The 24,780-nt window shown below is 50.9% G+C and carries 21 protein-coding genes; 1 reads left to right on the top strand and 20 read right to left on the bottom strand.

The window, feature by feature from the left end; all coding sequences use genetic code 11:
- Positions 1–32: 32 nt before the first annotated feature.
- The 20 genes from AC50Y3_RS10790 to mraZ all read right to left on the bottom strand — a co-directional run bounded on the left by AC50Y3_RS10790 (position 33) and on the right by mraZ (position 24,260).
- Positions 33–710 (bottom strand): methionine ABC transporter permease, encoded by a 678-nt coding sequence (locus tag AC50Y3_RS10790; RefSeq protein ID WP_494818772.1) that lies wholly within the window; start codon positions 708–710, stop codon positions 33–35.
- Positions 707–1,711 carry a methionine ABC transporter ATP-binding protein gene (locus AC50Y3_RS10785; protein ID WP_494819222.1) on the bottom strand — a complete coding sequence of 335 codons (1,005 nt, stop codon included), beginning with the start codon at positions 1,709–1,711 and terminating at the stop codon, positions 707–709. Before AC50Y3_RS10785 ends, AC50Y3_RS10790 begins: the two co-directional genes overlap by 4 nt.
- Positions 1,712–1,914: 203 nt before the next feature.
- Entirely contained in the window at positions 1,915–2,637 is a 723-nt protein-coding gene (gene sigE / locus AC50Y3_RS10780; protein ID WP_090638315.1) for an RNA polymerase sporulation sigma factor SigE, read from the bottom strand.
- Positions 2,616–3,620: a sigma-E processing peptidase SpoIIGA gene (gene spoIIGA / locus AC50Y3_RS10775; RefSeq protein WP_494818771.1), complete on the bottom strand. Its 1,005-nt coding sequence runs from the start codon at positions 3,618–3,620 to the stop codon at positions 2,616–2,618. The genes sigE and spoIIGA overlap by 22 nt, the downstream gene beginning before the upstream one ends.
- Before the next feature lie 322 nt (positions 3,621–3,942).
- Entirely contained in the window at positions 3,943–5,061 is a 1,119-nt protein-coding gene (gene ftsZ / locus AC50Y3_RS10770; protein WP_494818770.1) for a cell division protein FtsZ, read from the bottom strand.
- Between the two features lie 17 nt (positions 5,062–5,078).
- Positions 5,079–6,323, bottom strand: a complete 1,245-nt coding sequence (gene ftsA, locus AC50Y3_RS10765) for a cell division protein FtsA (protein WP_494818769.1) — start codon at positions 6,321–6,323, stop codon at positions 5,079–5,081.
- Between the two features lie 241 nt (positions 6,324–6,564).
- Positions 6,565–7,329, bottom strand: a complete 765-nt coding sequence (locus AC50Y3_RS10760; RefSeq protein WP_494818768.1) for a cell division protein FtsQ/DivIB — start codon at positions 7,327–7,329, stop codon at positions 6,565–6,567.
- Between the two features lie 91 nt (positions 7,330–7,420).
- Positions 7,421–8,701, bottom strand: coding sequence for a UDP-N-acetylglucosamine 1-carboxyvinyltransferase (murA, locus tag AC50Y3_RS10755; protein WP_494818767.1), 1,281 nt, complete (start codon positions 8,699–8,701; stop codon positions 7,421–7,423).
- Positions 8,702–8,716: 15 nt separating this feature from the next.
- Positions 8,717–9,622 carry a UDP-N-acetylmuramate dehydrogenase gene (murB, locus tag AC50Y3_RS10750; protein ID WP_494818766.1) on the bottom strand — a complete coding sequence of 302 codons (906 nt, stop codon included), beginning with the start codon at positions 9,620–9,622 and terminating at the stop codon, positions 8,717–8,719.
- Between the two features lie 178 nt (positions 9,623–9,800).
- Positions 9,801–10,913: an undecaprenyldiphospho-muramoylpentapeptide beta-N-acetylglucosaminyltransferase gene (gene murG, locus AC50Y3_RS10745; protein ID WP_494818765.1), complete on the bottom strand. Its 1,113-nt coding sequence runs from the start codon at positions 10,911–10,913 to the stop codon at positions 9,801–9,803.
- Positions 10,914–10,920: 7 nt separating this feature from the next.
- Positions 10,921–12,018, bottom strand: a complete 1,098-nt coding sequence (gene spoVE / locus AC50Y3_RS10740; RefSeq protein WP_494818764.1) for a stage V sporulation protein E — start codon at positions 12,016–12,018, stop codon at positions 10,921–10,923.
- Between the two features lie 45 nt (positions 12,019–12,063).
- A complete protein-coding gene (gene murD, locus AC50Y3_RS10735; RefSeq protein ID WP_494818763.1) occupies positions 12,064–13,503 on the bottom strand; it encodes a UDP-N-acetylmuramoyl-L-alanine--D-glutamate ligase in 1,440 nt (479 codons plus the stop codon).
- 610 nt (positions 13,504–14,113) lie between these two features.
- Complete coding sequence (gene mraY / locus AC50Y3_RS10730; protein ID WP_494818762.1) at positions 14,114–15,070, bottom strand: phospho-N-acetylmuramoyl-pentapeptide-transferase; 957 nt, start codon at positions 15,068–15,070, stop codon at positions 14,114–14,116.
- Positions 15,071–15,080: 10 nt separating this feature from the next.
- Positions 15,081–16,487, bottom strand: a complete 1,407-nt coding sequence (locus AC50Y3_RS10725) for a UDP-N-acetylmuramoyl-tripeptide--D-alanyl-D-alanine ligase (RefSeq protein ID WP_494818761.1) — start codon at positions 16,485–16,487, stop codon at positions 15,081–15,083.
- The gene (locus AC50Y3_RS10720) at positions 16,487–17,971 is read right to left on the bottom strand and encodes a UDP-N-acetylmuramoyl-L-alanyl-D-glutamate--2,6-diaminopimelate ligase (RefSeq protein ID WP_494818760.1); all 1,485 of its coding nucleotides are present in this window, start codon (positions 17,969–17,971) and stop codon (positions 16,487–16,489) included. The genes AC50Y3_RS10725 and AC50Y3_RS10720 overlap by 1 nt, the downstream gene beginning before the upstream one ends.
- Before the next feature lie 105 nt (positions 17,972–18,076).
- On the bottom strand, positions 18,077–20,017 hold the full coding sequence (locus AC50Y3_RS10715; RefSeq protein WP_494818759.1) for a stage V sporulation protein D: 1,941 nt from the start codon (positions 20,015–20,017) through the stop codon (positions 18,077–18,079).
- A gap of 95 nt (positions 20,018–20,112) precedes the next feature.
- Positions 20,113–22,347 carry a penicillin-binding transpeptidase domain-containing protein gene (locus AC50Y3_RS10710; RefSeq protein WP_494818758.1) on the bottom strand — a complete coding sequence of 745 codons (2,235 nt, stop codon included), beginning with the start codon at positions 22,345–22,347 and terminating at the stop codon, positions 20,113–20,115.
- Between the two features lie 10 nt (positions 22,348–22,357).
- Positions 22,358–22,765 (bottom strand): septum formation initiator family protein, encoded by a 408-nt coding sequence (locus AC50Y3_RS10705; protein ID WP_494818757.1) that lies wholly within the window; start codon positions 22,763–22,765, stop codon positions 22,358–22,360.
- A gap of 67 nt (positions 22,766–22,832) precedes the next feature.
- On the bottom strand, positions 22,833–23,765 hold the full coding sequence (gene rsmH, locus AC50Y3_RS10700; protein WP_494818756.1) for a 16S rRNA (cytosine(1402)-N(4))-methyltransferase RsmH: 933 nt from the start codon (positions 23,763–23,765) through the stop codon (positions 22,833–22,835).
- A 57-nt stretch (positions 23,766–23,822) separates the two neighbouring features.
- Positions 23,823–24,260, bottom strand: a complete 438-nt coding sequence (gene mraZ, locus AC50Y3_RS10695; protein ID WP_494818755.1) for a division/cell wall cluster transcriptional repressor MraZ — start codon at positions 24,258–24,260, stop codon at positions 23,823–23,825.
- Between the two features lie 222 nt (positions 24,261–24,482).
- On the opposite strand from mraZ, the gene AC50Y3_RS10690 reads away from it, so the two are divergent.
- A complete protein-coding gene (locus AC50Y3_RS10690; protein WP_494818754.1) occupies positions 24,483–24,770 on the top strand; it encodes a hypothetical protein in 288 nt (95 codons plus the stop codon).
- Positions 24,771–24,780: the final 10 nt, after the last annotated feature.

Here is a 24,780-nt window from a genome sequence, read left to right as displayed (position 1 = left end):
CATCTGTAATAAAGCTTTCTATGCTGTTCACCTTACTTCCGGCTAAATCGGCGTACCAGGTAATCACCGGCCATCTGCAGGATCTGAACCAAAATAATAAGACATGCTACCGTGACAATCATGACGCTGGTCTGAAATCTCTGATACCCGTATCGCAGCGCCAGGTCACCTAAACCGCCGCCTCCGATTACACCGGACATCGCCGTGTAGGAAACGAGCGTAACCGCTGTTATGGTAATGGCCGCTAACAAACCCGGCCTTGCTTCAAGCAGCAGCACTCGCCTTACAATGTCCATGCGGGAAGCCCCCATCGACTGTGCGGCTTCGATAACGCCGCGGTCAACCTCACGCAGCGACGTCTCCACAAGCCTAGCGAAGAACGGAGCCGCAGCGATCACCAAAGGCGGAATAGAGCCTTGCACGCCTAGCGTTGTGCCTGTTAGGGCTTTCGTAAGCGGCATGATCATAATCATGAGAATGACGAATGGGACAGAGCGAAGAATATTAACTACAAGCGAAAGTCCCGCATAGACGACACGCTGTTCCAGCAGCTGTCTTCTGGAGGTCAGGAATAAAACTACACCCAGAATCAAGCCAAGAATGATAGTGAACAGCAAGGACGCGCCTAGCATAGTTAATGTATCCTTAGTCGCCTTCCAAACTTCCTCCCAGCGAACATCAGACCAGTCGATTCCTTGTTTTAGCATCATTTCAGCTCACCTACTTCCAGCCCTTCACCGCGCAAACCCGCAAGTACTTCGTCAATCTCACGGTCATTGCCGATAAATTCGATCACAAGCTGGCCATACGGTGTATTTTTCATACGTGAAACCGTCCCCTGCAAAATCGTAAATTCCACCGTAGTGGCCTTAACCGCATTAAACAGAAGCGGCTCGTATGTTACTTCGCCGACATAGTTTACCTTAACAAGTCGACCGCTGCGCGTACCGATCAGCTCGCGCGGATCGAAGGAATCTGCAATTTGGCTGACAAAATCCATCGTAATGGCATGCTGAGGTTTGAGGAATACGTCCAGCACTTCCCCCATCTCTACGATTTCTCCCCCGTCAATAACAGCGACGCGATCGCAAATCGAACGAATGACATGCATCTCGTGCGTGATCAGAAGAATCGTAATGCCCAGCTTCTCATTAATATCAAGCAGAAGCGATAGAATCGCGTTTGTCGTTTGCGGATCCAGCGCTGAGGTTGCTTCGTCGCAGAGGAGCACATCCGGATTGTTGGCAAGCGCTCTTGCTATGCCGACACGCTGTTTCTGACCGCCTGACAGCTGAGCGGGATATTTATCTGCATGCTGCTCCAAGCCTACTAACTTCAATAGCTCGTCCACTCTCTGCTTGATCGCTGACCTTGATTGTTTAGCCAATTCCAGCGGGAAAGCAATATTATCGCGAACCGTCGCCATGGAGAGCAGATTAAAATGCTGAAATATCATCCCAATGCGGCGGCGCTCCTGCTGCAGCTGTGTAGTTGAGAGCTTCGTTAACTCTACATCTCCAACCTTCACAGACCCTGAAGTAGGCCGTTCCAATAGATTCACGCAGCGCAGCAATGTGCTTTTGCCTGCTCCCGAGTGTCCGATGATGCCGAATATTTCGCCTTTATTTATAGTAAGACTAATGTTTTTGATTGCTTCCACATTCGTCTTGCCCGTGCTATATGACTTACTTATGTCTAAGAGCTCAATCAGCGGTAAAACCTCCTGCCATCCATCTATGCCGTTATCGCTAGAATACCCTGTTCCCTCATTATCAATCTGATGCCCAGCTTGAAAGAACAACAAGCATTATAAACAATTTTTGGCTTCATTGTCACTGGAATGAGTTTCTAGTTACGCGCAAAAAAATCCGCAACCCCTGCTGTTACAGGGATTGCGGACGCTTTGTTCACCAATTAGACCATTTTATTAAACTCTTTACGCAGCCGTTTAATGATCCGTTTCTCCAGCCTTGAGATGTAGGACTGCGAAATGCCGAGCAAGTCGGCAACATCCTTCTGCGTCTTCTCTTCCCCATCAGCAAGCCCGAACCGCAGCTCCATAATAATCCGTTCGCGTTCCGTCAGCTTATCCAGTGCTTTATGAAGCAGCTTACGATCTACCTGTTCTTCAATATTACGATAAATGGTATCATTCTCGGTTCCAAGCACATCGGATAGGAGAAGCTCATTACCATCCCAGTCGATATTGAGCGGTTCATCAAACGAGACTTCTGTCCGCGTCTTGCTGTTGCGGCGCAAATACATCAATATTTCATTCTCGATACAGCGTGAGGCATACGTAGCGAGCTTGATTTTCTTCTCTGGATCAAACGTGTTGACCGCTTTAATGAGCCCGATTGCACCGATGGACACCAAATCTTCAATATGAATGCCCGTATTCTCGAATTTCCTGGCAATGTACACGACTAAACGAAGATTGCGTTCGATCAGCATCGCACGGATCGCGGAGTCACCTGATGGCAGCTTCTCGAGCAAATATTCCTCTTCTTCACGCGTAAGCGGGGGTGGAAGCGCCTCGCTCCCGCCGATATAATAAATTTCCTCGCTCTTTAATCCGAATAAAAACAAAACGCGATAATAATATAACTGCAGGATCAATTTCCATTTGACGAGCATGCTGTTCCATCCCTTCCCGAAGAACTGTGTATTGTATCGATCGTGACACTTCGATTTTGAAGAAGTGACGGATGGATGATCGCCTGGTAGGTGCCGTCAGCGACGAGTTTACCGGCGTCTAAACCAATGAGCACTTTCTTGGATTCATAGACTTCACCATCGCGATTGATGATGACAAGATCCGGTTTAATCGCCAGCATGAACTGTGCACCGCGATTCACACCACGATAGGGCACTAATCTTAGCCGGTCTCGCCAAATGAAGGGCGTATCATCCGTCATGCTCGCTAAGAGCTTATCGACCTGCGATTCCCGAATTTGAGCAATCCATGAAGCAGGCAGCACATCTTGCCAAACGGCAGCTTCCATGACCATAACCGGTGTACGGGTCAGCGGTTCGTACAGCTGATTGCCCGTGTCGATCAGCCCTGTGCAGCTATGCTCCCTATCCTCGATTCGAACCTTCACCTCCGCGAGATGATTGGTGACCAAATCACGTTCTTTGCGCTGTGTCATCACCGATCGGTAGATATAATAGCCGACGCCAATAAGACTGAAGACAAAGAGCATCGATGGCTTCAGCATGAAATATAATTTCCCATTTACCGTGGCGACGGTATTCCAAAGCTTATTGGAGCTGTTCATAAACAAATAATGGGCTCCAATTACTGCACCGGCGGCAGCAAAGTTGACGCCGTAAAACGCACCTACATGGCGAGCAAAATATTGAACGCTTCCAAATCCGAACGCTATGAGCAGCATGATGATAGACAGTGCGATCTTGATGACGATCGTAAACATGAACGACAACGGCGGAAACACAATCATGACGGCATACAAGCTGCCTACACCTGCGGCGAGGAGAACCCGCCACCACTTTGCACGTATACTTCGCACCCAAGCAGTCAGCAGCAAATTTGAGCCGTCTATGAGCAGGTTGACCATGAATAATACGTCGAGATAAACTGCATCCAGTGCATTCACCTTCCTGCCGCACTTCCCTGGTCGCCGATTCCCTCGTAAAAGCTTAGCGAGGATTTGCGGCTTGTGTCTAGTATAGTTAAATCCTATTACAATGTCTGTCTAAACATGCCGTCAGGAGCGATCTTTTTTTGTCGATGAAGGTGATTGGTTTGCGTGCACTGACGTGAGTCAGTGGATGCAGCATTCACCTAATTCGGTTAGTGCAAAGGGATTGAATTGAGCTCTGCGATGCCAATAAAAGTAACGATTTCCAGCTGCGAAAATAGCAAAAAAGCCGCTTTCCGATGATCCGGAAAGCGGCTAAAGTCCTTATTATAGAAGACTAGGTATTGCGACGATTGCGAAGAAATGCCGGAATATCGAGTTGATCGCTGGATACATTGCTCCCAAACGGTTTAGGACCCGTGCTTGCAGCTTGCTGGCGCGGAGCATCGGCGCTTGTTGGTTCCGGTTGTCCGGTTACAGGACGTCGAACCTCAGCTCTGTTACGGTGCTCGAAGCCTGTTGCGATAACCGTTACTTTAATCTCTTCTTTCAAGTTCTCGTCGATACTTGCACCGAAGATCATGTTTACATCAGGATCGGAAGCTGATATGACGATCTCTGCCGCTTCGTTCACTTCATAGAGCGAGAGATTAGCGCCGCCTGTGATGTTCATGATAATACCGCGCGCACCGTCGATAGACGTTTCAAGCAGCGGGCTTTGAATGGCTTTGCGAGCTGCGTCTGCAGCACGGTTTTCGCCTGTTGCGTTACCGATACCCATTAGAGCAGATCCGCGTTCCGTCATGATCGTCTTAACGTCAGCGAAGTCAAGATTGATCAAGCCCGGTACTGCGATCAGATCAGAGATCCCTTGTACAGCTTGCTTGAGCACGTTATCCGCTTCGCGGAATGCTTCAAGCATAGGTGTCTTCTTGTCTACGATCTCTAGCAAACGGTCATTCGGGATAACAATCAGCGTATCTACTTTTTCTTTGAGCGCTTCGATACCGAGCTCAGCTTGTCCGGAGCGTTTGCGTCCTTCGAACGTAAATGGACGTGTTACGACGCCGACTGTCAGCGCGCCGCACTCGCGAGCGATCTCAGCGATTACGGGAGCAGCACCGGTTCCGGTTCCGCCGCCCATACCTGCTGTAACGAATACCATGTCCGCGCCTTTAAGCGTGTTCATGACCGATTCGCGTGACTCTTCAGCTGCTTTCTTGCCGACCTCCGGGTTTGCGCCTGCACCTAGTCCGCGAGTCAGCTTGTCACCGATTTGAAGCTTCTGCTCCGCTTTCGCCATATGCAATGCTTGCGCATCTGTATTCACCGTTATGAATTCTACGCCTCTGACACCATTCTCAATCATTCGGTTTACGGCATTGCTGCCACCACCGCCAACACCGATGACTTTGATTTGAGCCAGCTGCTCATTTTCGAAATCAAATTCCAACATGCTGTTGTATCCCCCGATCAAATAAATTCACTAAACATATTTTTCAATTTTTCAAAAAGGCCAGGCTTCGAGGGCGAATTCGTTGAACTGGACTTCCGGCTGGCGCTCTTCTTAGGCGAAGAAACCACCTTGCCTTTCATATACTTTGAAACATATTGAATCATACCAACACCGCTGGTAAAAGCAGGATCACGAACGCCGATATAATCCGGCACTGCAATGCGTACGCTTGCTTCCAGCTCATGTTGGGCCAGAGCCAATGTTCCCGGCATCGTCACTGTACCGCCCGTTAATACATATCCATTGATCTTATCACCATAGCCAAGTCGGCGTACTTCTTGACGGATCAAGTGAAAAATTTCTTGCATCCGTGGCTCAATGATGTTGGCCAGGTCAACCTGAGAGAATTCCTTCTCCACGTTGCTGCCCATGCGCATCACTTTGAATTTCTGATCTTCAGCCGCATCATCGATAAGTGCACAGCCGAACTTCTGCTTGATTTTCTCGGCTTGCTCGGTTTGAGTGCGGAGTCCGTAGGAAATATCGCTGGTCACATACTCGCCGCCAACCGGCAGCGTGGAAGTTGCAACAATGCTTCCTTGCTCAAAAATTGCAATGGTACTGGATCCGGCGCCAATGTCTGCGAGGACAGTACCCATCATTTTCTCATCTTTGGTGAGCGCCATTTGTCCTGACGCTAATGACATTAGAATAATGCCGGCAATACGCAAATTCGCTTTCTCGACGCACCGGGCTAAGTTATGTATCGCTGTTTTGGCCCCGGTAACGAGTGTTGCTTCGACTTCTAGACGAACACCGATCATGCCTCTAGGATCCGAGATGCCTTCAAGACCGTCAACCAAGTACTGCTTTGGAACTAGGTTAATGATTTCGCGTTCCGGAGGTAAAGCTACTACTTTCGCCGCTTGCAAAACGCGTTCGATGTCTTCTTCTCCGATTTCGCGATCTTCATTGGATATGGCGACAACGCCGTGATTCGTTTGCAAACCGATATGATTACCTTGAACGCCTACGTATACGTCGCTTATTTGAATACCGACCATACGCTCGGCATGATCCACCGCATTGCGAATGGATTGAACGGTTTGGTCAATATCAACGATAGCCCCTTTACGGATACCTTCCGAGTCGGCCGATCCAACCCCAATAATATTAATGACGCCGTTATTCACTTCGCCAATAATAGCACGAACCTTGGATGTACCGATGTCCAAACTGACGATGATGTCATTGCTGCTCAACCTCTGGCACCTCCGTTCAACATTAATTAGGTACATTAATTAGGTACATTAAATGCCGCGACTGCGTTGCATTTCTTTTTAATTCAACGTAATCCTGAATATCCCTCTTTTTTCTACAATTTTTTCAAGGTTTATTTAAACGTCCATTACATGAATGTACATGCTCTGGTTGGTGTTCTTCCGAAAAAATGCAAAAAGGGCAATTAAATCTACATAACTAAAATTCTATCATTCTTTGAAGCTATTGAGTAGTCTCTTTTTGGGAAATCCCTTGATTATCTGCGACTTCAGGCGTAAATGAAGCATATTTATCCGCAAGCAGCATAGTAATTAGTCCCGGTGGTTGAATTTCAATGACGGCATTCAGCGTTGGGATCTTCTCGGGCAGCAGCGACACCGCTGTAATCACCTCAAAACGCGTCCTGGTATAGATCTTGATCCGATCCTTATACGATGGAGACGGCTCCGGTTTAATCTCTGAGAAGTCAGCTATGGAATCTTCTGGAATCGTCGATAGCGTTTTGCAGAGCTCGGCCAAAATAGGATCATCCGACTTCCAGCCCGACAGAATCGGCTTGTCGACAATCATCTCAGAGCCGGCTGCAATACCGGTACCGTTAGCCAAAATAGCCGTGATTTCGCCGTTCTTCGACAATGTGTAGGCGACGGTTTTGAACTCCTGCACATGGATCGTGATACTTCCGGGGAATGCTTTGGTGACTTTCACATTCTCAATGGCTTTAATCGTATGCACTCTTGCTTCCAATTTACTTGCAGATGTCCCAAAGAAAGAATCCCCTGCCGCAATGCCGGCAACCTTCCGGATTTCGGCTGCGTTCAGGTAATGCTGACCTTCAATAGTCACAGTAGCTACTTTGCTAATGGAAGAATTAAAGAATAGTACACCAAGAATCACGACGAACAATAAGAATAGCACCGCTAACAGCTTCTTGCCGCTTCTGCGCCGTTTCACGGGTTCACGCAGCACGGGCATCTTCTCTTGCATAGCTTGTCCCCTCTTTGTATAAACGCAAACGGCTTCCCGCCAATCATGGCAAAAGCCGCTCACGCGTTCTTATATCTGTCCACACCTGTTGTTATGGAACGATTTGATTGTTCGGCACAGGAGAATAACGGGTAATTCTGGCTCCCAGCCTGCCTAGCATCGTCTCAATCCGGTCGTATCCGCGGTCGATATGATGCACCTGCTCCACGACCGTTTTCCCTTGCGCGGCAAGCCCCGCAATGACCAGAGCTGCACCGGCGCGCAAATCCGTTGCTTCTACCGTTGCGCCATATAAACGCGACACGCCGCGGATGAAAGCGGAGTTCAGATCAACGCGGATATCGGCTCCCATGCGTGAGAGTTCATCGACATGCTTGAATCTGCCTTCGAAAATCGTTTCTTTCATGACACTTACACCGTCTGCCAGTGCAAGCAGAACCATTATTTGCGATTGCAAATCGGTAGGAAAAGCAGGATAAGGCGAGGTTACGATGCGGTCAACAGCTTTAGGGCGTGCTGCTGTACCTACTTTGATTATATCATCGTCAACCGTTATTTGAACACCTGTGCGTCTAAGCACATGGATGAGAGAGGTTAAGTGCGAAGGACATGTATTCAGCAGTGTCACCTGCCCGCGCGTTGCGGCAGCGGCTACCATCACTGTTCCGGTAACAATCCGGTCCGGAATGACTTGATAGCGGCAAGGCGTCAGCTTCTCTACTCCTTCGATCGTAATCGTATCCGTACCGGCACCGAAGATCTTGGCACCCATACTGTTCAAGAAATGCTGTAAATCTTGAATTTCCGGTTCACGAGCAGCATTGCTGATCGTGGTCAGCCCCTCGGCAAGCACCGCGGCCATCATAATGTTCTCCGTAGCTCCGACGCTCGGGAAATCCAGGTGAATTTCCGCGCCTTTTAACCGTTTTGCATAACAAACTATTCGGCTGTCTTCCTCGTCGACCTGCGCTCCCAGCGCCCGAAGGCCGCTAAGATGCAAATCGATTTTCCGTTCTCCGATCGCGCAGCCGCCTGGCTGATATATCGTTACTTCGCCAAACCTTGCTAACAGCGGCCCCATAAGAAAAATGGATGATCGCATTTGACGCATAAGAGCCTCAGGAATGTGGGAAGAATGCAAGCTTGACGTATCGAGCGAGACGGTTTCGTCCTCGTGCTCGGCTCGGCAGCCAAGTTCGCGCAAAATGTTAAGCATGACGTCGATATCAAGCAATTTCGGTACATGATCGATCGTCACTTTTCCTTCTACCAGCATACTAGCAGCTAAAATCGGCAAAGCGGCATTTTTCGCGCCTTGGATAACAATGGTTCCTGAGAGAGGTTTCCCGCCTTCAATCACCAATTTGTCCAATTTATCACCTCCGGATTACCGCTCACCCATAACCAGTACCTCCGCCACCAGTTCGACTCCAAATTTGTCCTTCACGGTGCTTTGTATGGTTTTCATCAGGGTGAGAACGTCTTCAGCTTTCGCTTGCCCGGTGTTGACAATGAAATTGGCATGCAAGTTCGAGATCTCGGCGCCACCGCAGCGCATTCCTTTGAGACCCGCTTCTTGAATGAGCCTTGCGGCAAAATCATTCGGCGGATTGCGGAACACACTTCCGGCACAAGCCAATTGCAGCGGTTGAGTCAACAGTCGACGCTGTTTGTAAGCAGAAGTAGTCGCCATTATTTCTTTGCGTTCTCCCTGCACAAGCTCAAACACGGCTCCAATGACGATGCCCGGCCGTTCATGCAAGCATGAATGGCGGTAAGAAAAATTCATATCCTCTGTTCCGTAGCGAACCAATTCCCCTGTTTCCAGTACAATGTCAGCTGATTTGAAGATACGTGACACATCCGACCCGTGAGCGCCGGCGTTCATATAGACAGCTCCGCCTACCGATCCTGGAATTCCCCCCGCGAACTCCAATCCGGATAACCCTTCTTTGCCTGCCAGAACCGACAGCTTAATAAAGGAGAAAGCGGCACCTGCATGAACGAGCGTGCCATCAAATCGTGCATAATCGAATGCTTCACCCGGTTGAATGACGACGCCGCGGATTCCTTTGTCGCTGACTAGCATGTTGGAGCCGCGTCCGAGATTGGTCCACTGTACCCCATGTTTATGGAGCAACCGGACGACCGACACCAGCTGGTCTTCGGTATTCGGAATAATAAGTACATCTGCCGGTCCACCGATTTTCCAAGTTGTAAATTCGGAGAGTGGCTTGTTAAACAGGACTGTGCCTGCATCTATTTCGCTAAGCTCCGCCAAAAACTGCTCCATCTGTCGTACCTCCTTCTGCTATAGCGATTGAAACTTGCCTGGCGCTCGTTCGCTCCTCCGGGTGGCCCGCCGCCCTGCTGCGAAGCAGAGACTGAGAGGCCCGCCGGGTGACGGTCACGATTATGCAATATACTATGCCTTCCCGCACAGGAGTGTGACAATCGCCCATAGGACAGACTTATTTTTGTCTTGTTGTTAATTGCTTCAATTCATGGACGATCAGCGCTGCCGAATCCGGCACGCCCAGTGATTTTGCAGCAGCGCTCATCGCCGTCTGCGTTTGCTTGCTATGGATAATCCGGCTGATTCGCTCGAATAGGAGCTCCCCGTTCAGATTGCGTTCAAGGATCATTTCGGCGGCACCGGCATCTACCAGACTTCTGGCATTCGCTTCCTGATGATTATTCGTCACGTTCGGCGATGGAATCAGAATCGATGGGATGCCGAGTGCCGTCAATTCGGCAATAGAGGATGCGCCTGCCCTTCCGACCACCAGATCGGAAATCGCAAGCACCTCTGGCATGTGATGCAAATACGGCAGCACTTGGAGGCGCTCAGAACGTACCGGCTGTACCTCTTCAATGCGGCGCTTCGTGTTCTCGTAATAGCTCTCTCCGGTTACAAACACAAAATGGACGTCTGGCAGCCGCTCAAGCAGCGGTGCCATGTCCACCATGACATCATTTATCGCTTTCGCTCCGCGACTGCCCCCTACAAGCAGCACGACCTGACTGCCTGCCGGGATGTTTAGTCTGGAGTAGCCTTGTTCTTTATCGGCTCTAACGACGCTGGTTGCACAAGGATTTCCGGTAAATAAGGTATTCGGCTGCCGCTTGAATTGCGACAGCGCATCCTTGAAGCTGACCGCTACGCTGCTCGCATAGCGGGAGAGAAACTGATTGGTCAAGCCTGCGACAGCATTCTGCTCATGGATGAGTGTCGGAATGCCTAGCTTGGCTGCGGCATAAATGACGGGTCCGCATACATAACCGCCTGTACCGACAACAACGTCCGGCTTAAAATCTCGCAGCAGCTGCTTCGACCTCCGAACACCTTTTAGAAAACGCATGACCGTCCTGACATTCTCGAACGAAAGCTTTCGTCTAAAGCCTGTAATTTCGACGGATTCGAAGGGAATGCCCTGCGCAGGCACGATCCGGCTTTCAAGCCCCTTCGGGGAGCCGATGTACAGGATGGACGAGTCCGGCTGCTCTTCCATCACCTGCTTGCCAATTGCAAGCGCGGGATAGATGTGGCCGCCTGTTCCGCCGCCTGTCAATACGATACGCATGTATTAGTCACCTCGAGTAACGGGATATATTCAGTAAAATACCTAACGATGTCAGAAGCAGCGTCAACGAGGAGCCTCCATAGCTAACCAGCGGGAGCGTGATACCCGTAACCGGCATCATGCCGATTACAACACCGATATTGATAAACACTTGTACGGCGACAATGCCGATGATGCCGACGGCCAGCAGGCTGCCGAACGTATCCGGTGCTGCAATTGCAGTCCGCATGCCTCGCCATAGCAAGATCGCAAACAAGGTGATAATGGTTGTCCCGCCAATAAAGCCGAGTTCCTCTGACACGATTGAAAAAATAAAATCGGTTTGCGGCTCGGGGAGATAACTGAACTTCTGCCTGCTCATTCCAAGGCCAAGACCTACCAGCCCGCCTGGTCCAATCGCATAGAGCGACTGTATGGATTGATAGCCCGCTCCAAGGGGATCTGCCCATGGATCAAGAAAAGCTGTAATCCGCTGCAGCCTGTATGGCGCCGCCAATATAAGCCCGACGAGGCCGGCTACACCTACTAAGGCTAACGATCCCAAGTGCGCTAAGCGTGCACCTGCTGTATAAATCACGAGCAGCGAAGCGCCGATCATGACAGCTCCTGTGCCCAGATCCGGCTGCATCATGATGAGCCCGAAGGCCAGTCCCATAATGCCGAGCGGCGGCAGCAGGCCTTTCGTAAACTGCGTTACCGCCTGCTGCTTGTCCGCAAGGAGCTTCGAGAGGAAAATAACCATCGCGAGTTTCATAAATTCGGAAGGCTGAATGCCAAACGAGCTGATCCCGAGCCAGCTTCGCGCACCGCCGCGCACGACCCCGATACCGGGTACAAGCACGAGCAGAAGCATGCCGAAACACACGAATAGACCGAGCTTCGCCCACTTGCGCCAAATCCAATAGTCTGCGTTCATGGTGACGATCATCGCCCCAATACCGAGCGCAGCAAACAAAACCTGTCGTTTCACATAATAGAATTTGTCTCCAAATTCATGGAAGGCCAGCACCGCACTGGCGCTGTACACCATTACAAGTCCGATCGCCAAAATGAGTCCAATCGAAATGATCATCCACATATCCGGGGCAGACCTGCCTTTTGCCATAGCGCGAACACCTCTTGCAAGCTTAAGTAGGGACAAGCCCCCTACTTACAAGTTATGCGCCGATTCTTTAAAAATGCGCCCTCGTTCTTCATAGGATTTAAACATATCCCAGCTTGCACAGGCCGGAGACAGGAGAACGGTATCTCCCGGCTCCGCGAGGGCTGCTGCTTCTCGTACGGCGAGCTGCAGCGTGCTTTCGGCGTCCTCCACAGGTTCGACGACTTTAATGGTCGTTAAACCTGCAAGCCTTGCCACTTCGGCAATTTTGGCGCGAGTTTCGCCGAGCGTGACGACAGCTTTCACTTGATCGCGGAAATGCGGCAGCAGCTCCATATAGTCGGAGCCCCTGTCCAGCCCCCCGGCAATGAGTACGATACGGCGGCCTTGGAACGAGCGCAGCGCGATGATCGTAGCTGTTCCGTTGGTTGCTTTTGCATTATTGTAGTAAGCGATTCCGTTGTGATTGCGGACAAATTCCAGTCGATGCTCCACACCGCGGAACTGACGAAGCGGCTCTACAAGCGTTTCGATGCTCGCGCCTGCTGCGATACACGCCGCAATGGCTGCAAGCGCGTTAGCGGTATTGTGGCGGCCCGGAATGCCGACTTCATCCACCGGTATGATGTCATGGGACTGCCCTTGCTCGTCACGCCATACAATCAGACGCTTCACATCTCCGGCAGGCTCTGTGAGGTCCGCTGGGAACGGCGGGATTACACATAGGCCATATGTAAGCTCTTTGGTCGTAGAGAACGGCAAAATGCGTGCGCGAATCGTTCCAGCATGCATCAGCTCGCGGCAAACCGGATCATCTGCATTCAAAATCGCCGTATCCTCAGGCGTCTGATTTGCAAACAGCTTCGCTTTGGACGCGACATAGTCTTCCATGCTGCCATGGTAGTCCAGATGGGTCTCCGCTACGTTGAGCAGCATGCTGATCCGCGGCCGAAACTCCGTTGTGCCTTTCAATTGAAAGCTGCTAAGCTCCGCGACAATCCAATCTTCGCTCGATGCCGTCTGCGCCGCTTCGCATAGTGGCGTCCCTATATTACCGGCTACGATCGGATTGAGTCCTGCCGCTTCCAACAGTTCGCCGATCCATGTCGTTGTCGTAGTTTTGCCATTGGACCCGGTAATCCCGATAATCGGGGCAGGCGACAGCAGATAGGCGACTTCCACTTCTGTGACGACTTCGATGCCCAGCTCCAGCGCTTGCTTGACCGGTGCGGACGTGTACGGGATGCCCGGGTTCTTCACAACCAGTGCCGTATGCGCATCAATGAGATCAGCCGGATGACTGCCGCATATAACAGAAACACCCAAAGCGTCCAGCTCGTCCGCTTCGGGAGATAAATGACGTTCTTTCATATCGTTAACGGTCACCTTCGCGCCGAGCTTGTGAAAAATCTTCGCGACGCTGACCCCGCTTCTCGCTAAGCCGAGGACGACAACCTGTTGATCCTTGTATAAGGATGGGTGTTTCATATATGTCCACTCCTATTCTTCAATCCCTATGGGCCATCCCCCTAGAGTGACAATCCCCCTAAATCCCCCTTTGAAAGGGGGACCCCGAGGGCCCCGGCCCTCTGGACACCCGGAAGGTATAACGTTCGAGTGTCAGAGGCGCTCCTAGGTCCGGTTGGTGGGGGTGCTCGAAGTCCCTTGCGGGACTAACTTTCATTTTGGTGCGCCTGTGCTACCTGTTGACTTCGTCACTGAAGAACGTTTGGGCCACAGAGGCGCGGCGTTGTTGCAACCTATGCGTAGTGCCCGCTTTCGTCCCTTCGGGACACGCTCCCATTTCCGCGCAGGGTTAGTTGTCGGTAGCTGCGCTACCTTGTCCCTGTCGGGACTTTGAGGACAGTCGGCAGCTGCGCTGCCTTGTCCCTCCGGGACTTTAAAAGAATAGCCGGGTACAAGAGCGGAGCGGGCGGTCGTTGTGTAGAAGCGTCAGCGTTCGCCTTTGTCCGACGGAATTCAACCGATAAATCGGTTATAAATTCAAAGAAATCCGACGGACAACAGCGATCGTAACAATGATCCGCACGCGCAGCGGGGTACTCCCAGCGTCCTACCCCTAAAGCGCCTCCTGCCCTTACCTTCCCAGCAGCAAGCCAATCGCTGCGAACACAATCCCGACGACCCAGAAGGAAGTAACAACCTTCCACTCCGACCAGCCGGACAATTCAAAATGATGATGGATCGGACTCATTTTGAAAATACGTTTGCCTCGAAGTTTAAAAGATCCTACCTGCAGTATAACCGACAGCATCTCCAGAACGAAAACGCCGCCGATAATGACCAGCAGGATTTCGGTTTTCGTAAGAATCGCCACAGCCGCCATACCGCCGCCGATGCCGAGTGAGCCCGTATCGCCCATGAACACCTTTGCCGGATGCGCGTTGAACACCAAGAAGCCCAGCATTGCGCCGATCATCGTAGCCGAGAAGATCGCCGATTCGTGTTCGCTTGCATGGAGCGCGAGGATTGCGAAGGCTGTGAACGCGACCGCGCCTGTCCCTGCCAACAATCCGTCAACGCCGTCTGTGAAGTTAACCGCATTCGTAGTGCCGAACAGCATAATAACGACGAACGGATAGTAGAACCATCCGAAATCAAGCTCCACGGATGTCCCTGGGATTCCGATCACCGTGCTATGATGCATTTGATAGAGCAGTACACATATAATTACGGCAAAAAGCAGCTGGCCGATGAGCTTTTGCATCGCTGTCAGGCCAAGAGACCGTTTAAATACGATTTTGATATAATCATCCAGAAATCCGACCAGCCCAAATCCGAGCGATGCAACGAGCAGCACCCAGAAGGAAGACGTTTTATCCGAGAACTTCAGAAACGCGAGCAATACAGCCAGCATTATAATGATGCCGCCCATCGTCGGGGTCCCTGATTTCTTCAGATGGCTTTGCGGGCCGTCTGTACGGATCTGCTGGCCGAATTTCAACCGTTTCAGCAGCGGAATGAACAAAGGTCCGAACAGTATCGCAAGCATGAAGGAAGCGCCGATTGACAGAAGAATGACCTTTACGTCCATAATTTCACCTCTATGCACGCTGCAGGTCATGGATAATTTCTTCCATGCGCATGCCGCGGGATCCTTTCACCAGTACGAGATCTTCCGGCACTAGTTGTGCGCGGAGCCATGCTATAAGCTGTTGTTTGTCTTCGAATGCCTTTACACGATCAGAGCTGCCAAATTGCTTTGCCGCTGCTGAGGCGATGTTCTGCGAAAGCTTACCGAAGGTCAGTACCTGATCGGCTTTCGATGGATTCACGTAAGCGCCGATTGCGCTATGCATCGCTTCTTCATCCGGCCCGAGCTCCAGCATATCACCAAGGACGAGCCATTTACAGTTATAGCCAGATAGCCCTGCTACGAGATCGATCGCTGCGCGGACGGAAGTCGGACTGGCATTATAGGCATCATTAAGTAGCATTGCTCCATTATACGCAACACCCGGCTCAATGCGCATAGCTGTCAGCTTCAGCCCAGCAAATCCTTGACGAATCACATCGTCGGGCAGACCGAATTTCTTCGCTGTCGCAATCGCGGCGAGCGCATTCGATACATTATGCGTCCCGGCCACCGGAAGTTCAACGTGCCGGAGCCCATTATCGCCGCTAACATCAAAGTTTGAAGTCGTAGCGTCCACGATAACGTTCGCAGCCGCCCAATGATTCCCCTCCTGCAAACCGAAGGTTTGTACTTCTGTGTTCTCCGGCAACGAGACTTGCTTAAGTCCTTCATGTAGAAGCGGTTCATCACCGTTAATAAGCAGCAAGCCGTTTTCTTTCAAGCCAGCCACAATTTCAAGCTTCGCTTGGGTAATGCCCGCACGTGAACCAAGCTGGAGCATATGAGACTCGCCGATATTCGTAATGATGGCGACATCGGGTTTCGCAAGCCGCGTAAGCAGATCGATCTCGCCGAACTCGCTCATCCCCATCTCGAGCACAACGACTTCCACATCTTCTTTTAACGCCAGAAGCGTCAGTGGCAAGCCGATATGATTGTTATAATTGCCATCTGTTTTATGCACGCGAAAAAAGCCCGACAGCAGCGCTGCGACCATATCTTTTGTCGTCGTTTTGCCATTGCTGCCCGTCACGCCAACAACGCGCACCTGTAATTCGTCGCGATATGCGGACGCAAGCTGCTGCAAGGCCGCCGTAGTATCGTCCACCAGAACAATCGGCACTCCACTCGCAAGCGCTTCTGGAAGTTCTTTATCCCGCTGCCACAGCGTAGCGACTGCGCCGCCTTCTATGGCGCTGCTTGCAAATTCATGACCGTCAAAGTTCTCGCCTTTGATCGGAATGAACAATTGTCCCGGCGACATGCGCCGAGAGTTGATGGAGACGCCGGCAATTTCCAGACTGCCGGCGTCTGTATCGTTTTGTATCGTTCCACCGCACATAGCGGCAATCGCACTTAATTTACGTGTAATCACTATGAAAGACTCCTTATCGCTTCTTTAGCCACCTCGCGGTCGTCAAAGTCATACTTGACGCCTCTGATATCCTGATAGGTTTCGTGGCCTTTCCCCGCAATTAATACTACATCGTCACGCCTCGCCATTTCAACCGCTTTTTGTATCGCCGCTCTGCGGTCCGAAAGCAGCTCGTAACGATTAGCCGCCGTATCATCCTGTATGAGTCCTGCTTCAACGTCCAGCAGGATACGTTCCGGATCCTCCGTACGGGGATTATCCGATGTAATGATGCAATAATCCGCGAGCTGCGCGGCGATTCGGCCCATGAGCGGCCGTTTCGTCCGGTCGCGATCGCCGCCGCAGCCAAATACGCAAATGACGCGGCCTACCGCAAATTCTTTTACAGCAGTAAGCACATTCTGTAATCCGTCAGGCGTATGCGCATAATCCACAATGACCGCGAACTTCTGTCCGGCTTGCACCGACTCGACACGGCCCGGAACACCGGGGATATCTTCCAGACTTTGCTTGATCTGTTTCAGCGACACTCCTTCAATTAGAGCAGCGCTGATGGCGCTTAACGCATTGTACACATTATATTTACCGACCATGCGCAGTGTAATATCCGCAGAGCCGGCGAACGTTTCCACATGAAACGCGGTCCCGTGTGCAGTAATACGCACCTTGTCAGCACGTACATCCGCATCATGATCGATACCGTACGTAACCACCTCAGCTGCCGTTACGTCCGCATATTTCGGCGAGGCTTCATCATCGGCGTTCAGTACCGCGAATAGGCGATCTTCCGGCGCACGCCCGAATTCATTGCCAAGCCGGGAGAACAACAGCCCTTTGGCTGCAGCATACCGCTCCATCGTAGCATGATAGTCGAGATGATCCTGCGTCAAATTGGTGAAAATCGCGATCCGATACCGGCTGCCCTTTACTCGTCCCTGCTCCAGCGCATGCGAGGAAACTTCCATGACGCAGTACTGCGTACCGGTTTCAACCATGACAGCAAGATTACGCTGCAGCTCCAGCGCTTCAGGTGTCGTTCCCGACATCGGCAGCGTTTTGCCTGCGTAGCGCATTTCCACCGTTCCAATAACACCTGTGCTGAATCCGGCGTCACTCATGATTTTCTCAATCAAATAGGTCGTCGTCGTTTTGCCGTTCGTCCCCGTTACACCTATTAATCTCAGCTTACGGCTCGGATAATCAAAATAATGATTGGCGATCGCAGCCATCGCATAGCGGCTGTCTTTGACGATAAGCTGCGGTACGGGCAGATCCAGCTGCCTCTCCACAACCAGCGCAACAGCCCCTCTGGCAACGGCCTCTGCGGCATATTCATGCCCGTCAACCGTATGTCCACGCAAACAGATAAAGACGCAGCCGGGCAAGACGCGGCGGGAATCGGTCTCAATACCACCAACCTCCGCGGTCCCTTCACCGACAAGAACAGATGTGAGCAGCAGTGCAGCCAAGTGTTCCACACGCATCGCTTAAGTCCCCTCCCGTGAGCAGATCAAATCTGCGCAGGGCCGCCTATGAAGAAGCAGCAGAGTTGGGTCGCGGCCTACTTCATCTATCTATACTCATTATAGTCAGCGAACAGTGCTTTCATCATCGTCTTTTGCTAAATAAATCCGTATGGTTGACCCTCGGTCGACCCGCGTGCCCGCAGCAGGCGACTGCCTAATTACGGTGTCCCCGCTCCCTGCCGAGGTAAGGTTGAAGTTCATATTCAAATCTTCATAAATATCAGAGACAGTCTTGCCGATGAGATTCGGCACTTCCACAATCGGTGTTTCACCGTATTTATACTCTTTGCTCAGCTGATCCTTCCGTGGAGCAACGCCCATGTACGGCAGTGCATCTTCCAAAATATTGTGTACAATCGGCGCGGCGACGACGCCCCCGAATTGAATGCCTTGCGGGTTATCGACTGCGACATAGACAACAATCTTCGGATCATCTGCCGGAGCAAAACCGATAAAGGAAACGATATGCTCATTCGGCGAATAGCGGCCGTTGATAACCTTCTGGGCTGTACCTGTCTTACCGCCGACACGATAGCCATCTATGAAAGCGTTGCGTCCTGTTCCTTTGGCGACGACGCTCTCCAGCGCCTCTCGCACCTGCTTGCTCGTATCCTCGGAGATGACAGTTCGAACCGCTTCCGGCTGTACCGTGCTTACCGTATCGCCCGTCTCGGGATTAATCCATGATTTGGCGACATGCGGCTTATACAGTGTACCCCCATTGATCGCTGCCGAAACAGCTGTGATCTGTTGAATCGGGGTAACCGATACCCCTTGACCGAATGCAGTAGTCGCAAGCTCAACCGGTCCGACCTGACTCATTTTGAACATAATGCCGTTCTCCTCGCCGCCGAGGTCGATTCCGGTTTTTTTGCCGAAGCCGAAGTTCTTAATATAATCGAACAGCTTCTCTTTGCCAAGTCTATTGCCTAACGCAACGAATCCCGGGTTACAAGAGTTCTGCACAACTTCAAGGAAAGTTTGGCTGCCATGGCCGCCTTTCTTCCAGCAGCGCAGCCGTGCGCCGCCGATTTCAACAGCACCCGGATCAAAGAAATGCTCACTAGTGAGATTGACCTTTTTCTCTTCGAGTGCGGCTGCCAGTGTAATGATCTTAAATGTGGACCCCGGCTCATACGTCATCCAAATCGGCAAATTGCGATTGTAGATCGCCGGATCTACATCGCGGTATTTATCCGGCTCGTAGGTTGGCCTGCTGGCCATCCCGAGAATCTCGCCATTCGTAGGATCCATTGCGATTGCTATGATGTCATCGGCCTGAAACTTGACCATCGCTTGGTCAAGCTCCCGTTCCATAATCGTCTGGATCTGCTTGTCTATCGTTAGCTCTAAATTAAGTCCGTCTTTGGGCTCCAAATACGTATCGCCCGAACCGGGCATTTGCCCGCCTCCGGCCGTCGATAAGAAGGAAATATTCCCGTTAATGCCTTCCAGCATATTGTCATACTTAGCTTCAATACCGGTTAAGCCTTGATTATCAATCCCGGTAAATCCGAGCACATGCGAGGCAAAGCTTCCGAGCGGATAGTAACGCTTGTTATCTTCAGCTACCACGATGCCGGGCAGATTAAGATCCCGAATTTGCTGCGCTTTCTCCGTAGTGATTTTGCGGCCGCCCGGTTTAAGGCTGACAATCATCTGCTTCTTCTTGATCGTGGTATAAATAAGATCCTCCGACATATCCAGCACACCGGCCAGCTGAGCGGCCGTCGACTTTGCATCCTTGATCTGGGCAGGTATCGCCATCACGGTAGGTGAGCTTATATTATACGCAAGCATGGAGCCGTTTCGGTCCAAGATCTCGCCCCGCTTCGCCGAGAACGGAATCTCCCTGCGCCAGGAATCCTCCGCCTTAGCTGCCAGCTCTTCGCCTTTCCACAGCTGAACATAACCCAATCGTCCGGCCAGAAGCGAGAATGCAAGAATGCCAATAAGAAGCGCCGTGAACAGCCTGCGCCTGATCGTCACACTCGAAACCTTCACTTAACATCCCCTCCGAATAGCTCGTAAAACGGGAACGTTCGTCCATCCGTTTCCTAATCCAAGCCTATTCAAAGAAAAAGGGGCTTAGAACAAGCCTAGCCCCCTGAAGTAGTTCCCGATTTGCTGTTGTCTTTTGCTTCTGTTGTCGCATCTTCTCCGTTACTCGTCTGCGTGGAGGCTTGTATCGCCGGCGGTGACAGAACAAGCTTAAGCACTTTGTTCTCCCCCTGCTTCGCTAATGACTGGGAGATTACAAAACCTTCTCCTGTGGTCATCACGCGAATCTGCAGAATCGAGCACATCTCCATTGCGTCACGAAGCGATAAGCCTTTCATATTCGGTACCGGCAGCTTCGTTCGCTCTTCCGTTAACAGATAGATTGGCTGATCCGGGCTGACTGACGTGCCCGCCTTCGGAATTTGCTGCAAGACGGTGGTGCCTTTACCTACAATTTCGTAGTTTAGCTTACGCGATTTCAACTGCGCTTTCGCTTTCGTTAGATCCAGCTTCGTCAAACTCGGAATTTCTACGGTTTGCTCTTGATTCGGGGTGCTAGAGGTTGTCGTCTTCACCGTTGTCACCGGATCAACACCCATATGGCGAAGGCTTTGCTGTACGATCTGCTTGAATACAGGCGCCATGACCGTACCGCCGGATGCTAACCGATCATTCGGCTCATCCATTACGAGGTAAAGGACGATCTTCGGGTTGCCTACCGGCGCGAAGCCGATGAAGGAAATCACGTACTTATCGTCTGCATATCCGCCGTTGATAACCTTCTGAGCAGTACCCGTTTTACCGGCAACACGGTAGCCTTCAATATAGGCTCTGCGTCCGGAACCAATCTCTTGGTCGGATACGACTTGCTCCAAGTATTCATCCACTTTCTTGGCCGTTTGTTCGGTGATCACCTGACGGACAACCTGTGGTTTGATCACTTCTACTTTCTTTGTGACCGGATCTTGAATTTCTTTGATCAAATGCGGCACAAGCAGCTTGCCGCCGTTGGCTACGGCAGCTACAGCCGCGACTTGTTGAATCGGCGTTACGAGTACTTTACCTTGACCGAAAGCTGCGGTTGCAACCTCAGTTGGATAACGGGGATTAAAGTTAACCTGTCCCTTGATCTCCCCCGGAAGCTCAATGCCTGTCTTCTGGCTGAAGCCGAAATTCGAGATATAACTCATCAGTTTCTCCGCTTTCAGCCCTTCATAGCCCAGCTTTACGAAAGCGACGTTACTGGAGCGTTTCAACCCTTCCAAGAACGAAATGGTGCCCCAGCCTTCTCTATTGATATCGTGAATCGTGCCGCCGGGTACTTTAATGGCACCGGATTTATAGGTCGCGTCCGGGTTGAACAAACCTTCCTGAACCGCGCCGGAGAGCGTCACGATCTTAAATGTCGAACCCGGCTCGTACAAGGACTTAATCGAATGATCGTAAAAGTTCTCCTGCGGTGCAGTCCAGTACGTATTCGGGTCAAAATCGGGCATATTCGCCATCCCGAGAATCTCCATCGTTTGCGGGTCCGCCGCAATCGCCGTGATGCTCTTCGGCTTATATTTATCGTACGTTTCTTTAATCGCTTCTTCGATGTAGTGCTGGATTTCGGTATCAATCGTCAGCTTAATATTTTTACCGTCCACGGAAGGCTTAAAGTTGACGGTTCCATTCTCCAGAATGACACCGTTGCCGTCCCGCTCGTATTTGATTTCGCCCTCTGTACCTTTCAGCTTATCATCCAGCGCGGCTTCAAGCCCCATAACAGCCTTTCCTTCTTTGTTCTCATAGCCGAGAATATGTGAAGCCAAACTGCCTTTCGGATAGGAGCGCTTCTGTTGATCAATCAAGTAGATGCCAACATCCTTGCTGCCGGTTTGCTCGACAAGCTGATCTCTGAAACGGAGAATGCGATCCGCAACCGATTTATCAATCTTCCAGCCTTCCTTACGCACCTCGCGCTGTTGATAGTATTCGCCGTTCTTCTGCTTTGCTTCTACAATTTCACGCAGTGTAATCTGCGATTTGCCAAGAACACCGCTCAGTTTATTGATGATTACATTTTCCAGCTTCAAGTCATGAATGATCTTCGGATTGACAGCAACCGTATACGCCGCAACATCCATAGCGAGTATATTGCCTTCCCGATCAGAGATCGTACCGCGAACCGGAATAATCTTCTCCGACTTCGACCATACTTCTCTGGCTTTATCCGCCCAGAAGTCGGCGTGCACCACTTGAACCCAATAGATTCGACCTACTAATAAAACAAAAAGGAGGGTGATGAACCCTCCGACCAACAATGTCCGTAATCTAATTCTCTTTGTCATAACTGTTCACCTATTCCTTACTGCTCGCGACAGTCGTTTCAGTAGCCGCATTTACTTTAATTAGGGAGGAGTCATCTTCTGGATAAGTGTATCCGTACTTCTCTGCAAGATCCCTAATATTCTTCGGGTCGTTCGCTTTCTCGTATTCCGATTTCAAGAATGCTACCTGCTCGGTCAGCTGCGCATGCTGCTTTGTCAATTGCTTGATTTGAAGCTCCATCTGGTAGATTTGTGCATAACGGAAAATAACGACGCCGGCTACAAGTACACAAACGAGAATCGTAAACATGTACAGCAGCTTCTCCTGCACCGGCAGCGACTTGCGTTTGATGACAACTTTTTTGGTTTCGCGGAACTGCGGCCGCGGCTCCGTCTTTCGTTTTGGCTGCAGCGCTAGATTCCCATTCACATATGCCATTGCGGTACCCTCTCCCCTTCTCTGTTACTACTACATCATCATCTATGGTGTGTTGTCTTCTATGCGGTTACAGTTTCTCAGCAACGCGAAGCTTCGCGGAACGCGATCTTGGGTTCTGTTCCAATTCCTCTTCGCTTGGCAGAATCGGCTTACGATTCACAAGCTTCAGCTTGCCCCCTCCGCCGCAAACACACATCGGAAAGTCGGTTGGACAGGTGCATTTTTCAACAAATTTCGCAAACAACTGCTTGCAAATACGGTCTTCCAAGGAATGAAACGTAATGACTGAAGCTCTGCCTCCGGCATTCAATACGTCTATTGTCTGTTCAAGACCTTCCTCTTCAGCACCAAGCTCATCGTTAACCGCAATGCGCAGCGCTTGAAACGTACGTTTCGCAGGATGCGGGCCAGTCCGCCTTGCAGCCGCAGGTATGCCGGATTTTATAATTTCGACCAGCTCGCCGGTTGTTTCGACTCGCTTCTGCTCTCTGGCAGCGATGATCTTGCGGGCAATGGATCTGGCAAACCGCTCTTCACCGTAGTTCGTAATAATGCGGGAGATTTCTCGTTCATCCCATGTATTGACAATATCATCTGCTGTCAGCATACCGTCTTGATCCATCCGCATATCAAGCGGCGCATCATGATTGTAGCTAAAGCCGCGTTCACCTTCATCGAGCTGCGGACTGGAAACGCCAAGATCGAATAATACGCCGTCTACGCCGGAAATGCCTAAATCCTTCAGCACATGCGCTAAATAACGAAAGTTACTTTTCACCAGTGTGACACGGTCCATGTAATCGGACAGTCTGACACGCGCGTTGTCGAGTGCCCAGTCGTCCTGATCCAATGCAATAAGTCTTCCTTGGGGTCCGAGCCTTGATGCGATAAGCTCGCTGTGGCCGGCTCCTCCGAGTGTACAATCGACGTAGATGCCGTCCGGTTTAATGGCAAGTCCATCTACTGCTTCTTCTTTCAATACCGTGATGTGTTGAAACATGCTGTAATCCTCCCTGCTCTAAACCCCTCGCTCCACCTAAATGATTCGGCAAGCGAGCTAAAAATTAAAATCAAAATCAACAAGCTTCTCTGCAATATCATTGAAGGTCTCTTCGGATTGCTTGAAATAGCTCTCCCAGATCGGTTTGCTCCAGATCTCTACACGGTTCGAAACGCCCAGCACAATACAGTCCTTATCCAGCTTGGCATATTCGCACAGCGTATTCGGTAAGTTTACCCTTCCCTGTTTATCGAGCTCGCATTCCGTTGCCCCGGAGAAGAAAAAACGGGAGAACGCACGTGCATCTGATTTCATCATGGGCAGCGATTTCAGCTTCTGTTCAAGCAAGCTCCACTCGCTTTGCGGATAAACAAACAAACAGTTATCAAGTCCTCGAGTGACAACAAAGTGGTCGCCAAGCTGTTCGCGGAATTTAGCCGGGATAATGATGCGGCCTTTCTCGTCAATGCTATGTTGATATTCGCCCATAAACATTGAACCGCTCCACCCCTTCCCCCAAATCCTCCACTTAACCCCACTTTCTACCACTAAGGTTGAACTATTCGCCACCGCTACTTGAAATCCTGCTCCTTTAGCAGGATTTAATAAAATAATTTATGGGATTAACCTTGTTACGATTTTGAAACTTTTTAGTGCTTTGGATCGTGTACACTAGAAAAGAAATGCTGGATGAATCATACATAAGGGGGCCTGCCTGTGACCGGCACTTCCGCCTTGACCTATAAAATCAACCTTCTTCGCAAGGTCGAGCTGCTTTGTTATCAAGTATCACACTATTTACTCCGCAGTGAGGAAGAAGCTGCAGCTGCCAGCGAGGAAGCACTGACCGCTCTATTCCGCGATCCAACCTTCTTGGAAGCTTCCGAGGAGGAACGCTCTGCGATCGCCAGGAAAACCGCCATAACTTTTGCTCTCCAGCGCGCTGCCGGCAGCAGCCAGACACGGCAAAAAGAGCTGACATCCCATGTCGCCGGGGACATGTGATGCAGCTCTT

The organism is Paenibacillus sp. J22R98 (genome assembly GCF_059383835.1).
The sequence above is the reverse complement of the archived record's forward strand: the minus strand, read 5'-3'. Positions and strand labels throughout refer to the sequence as shown.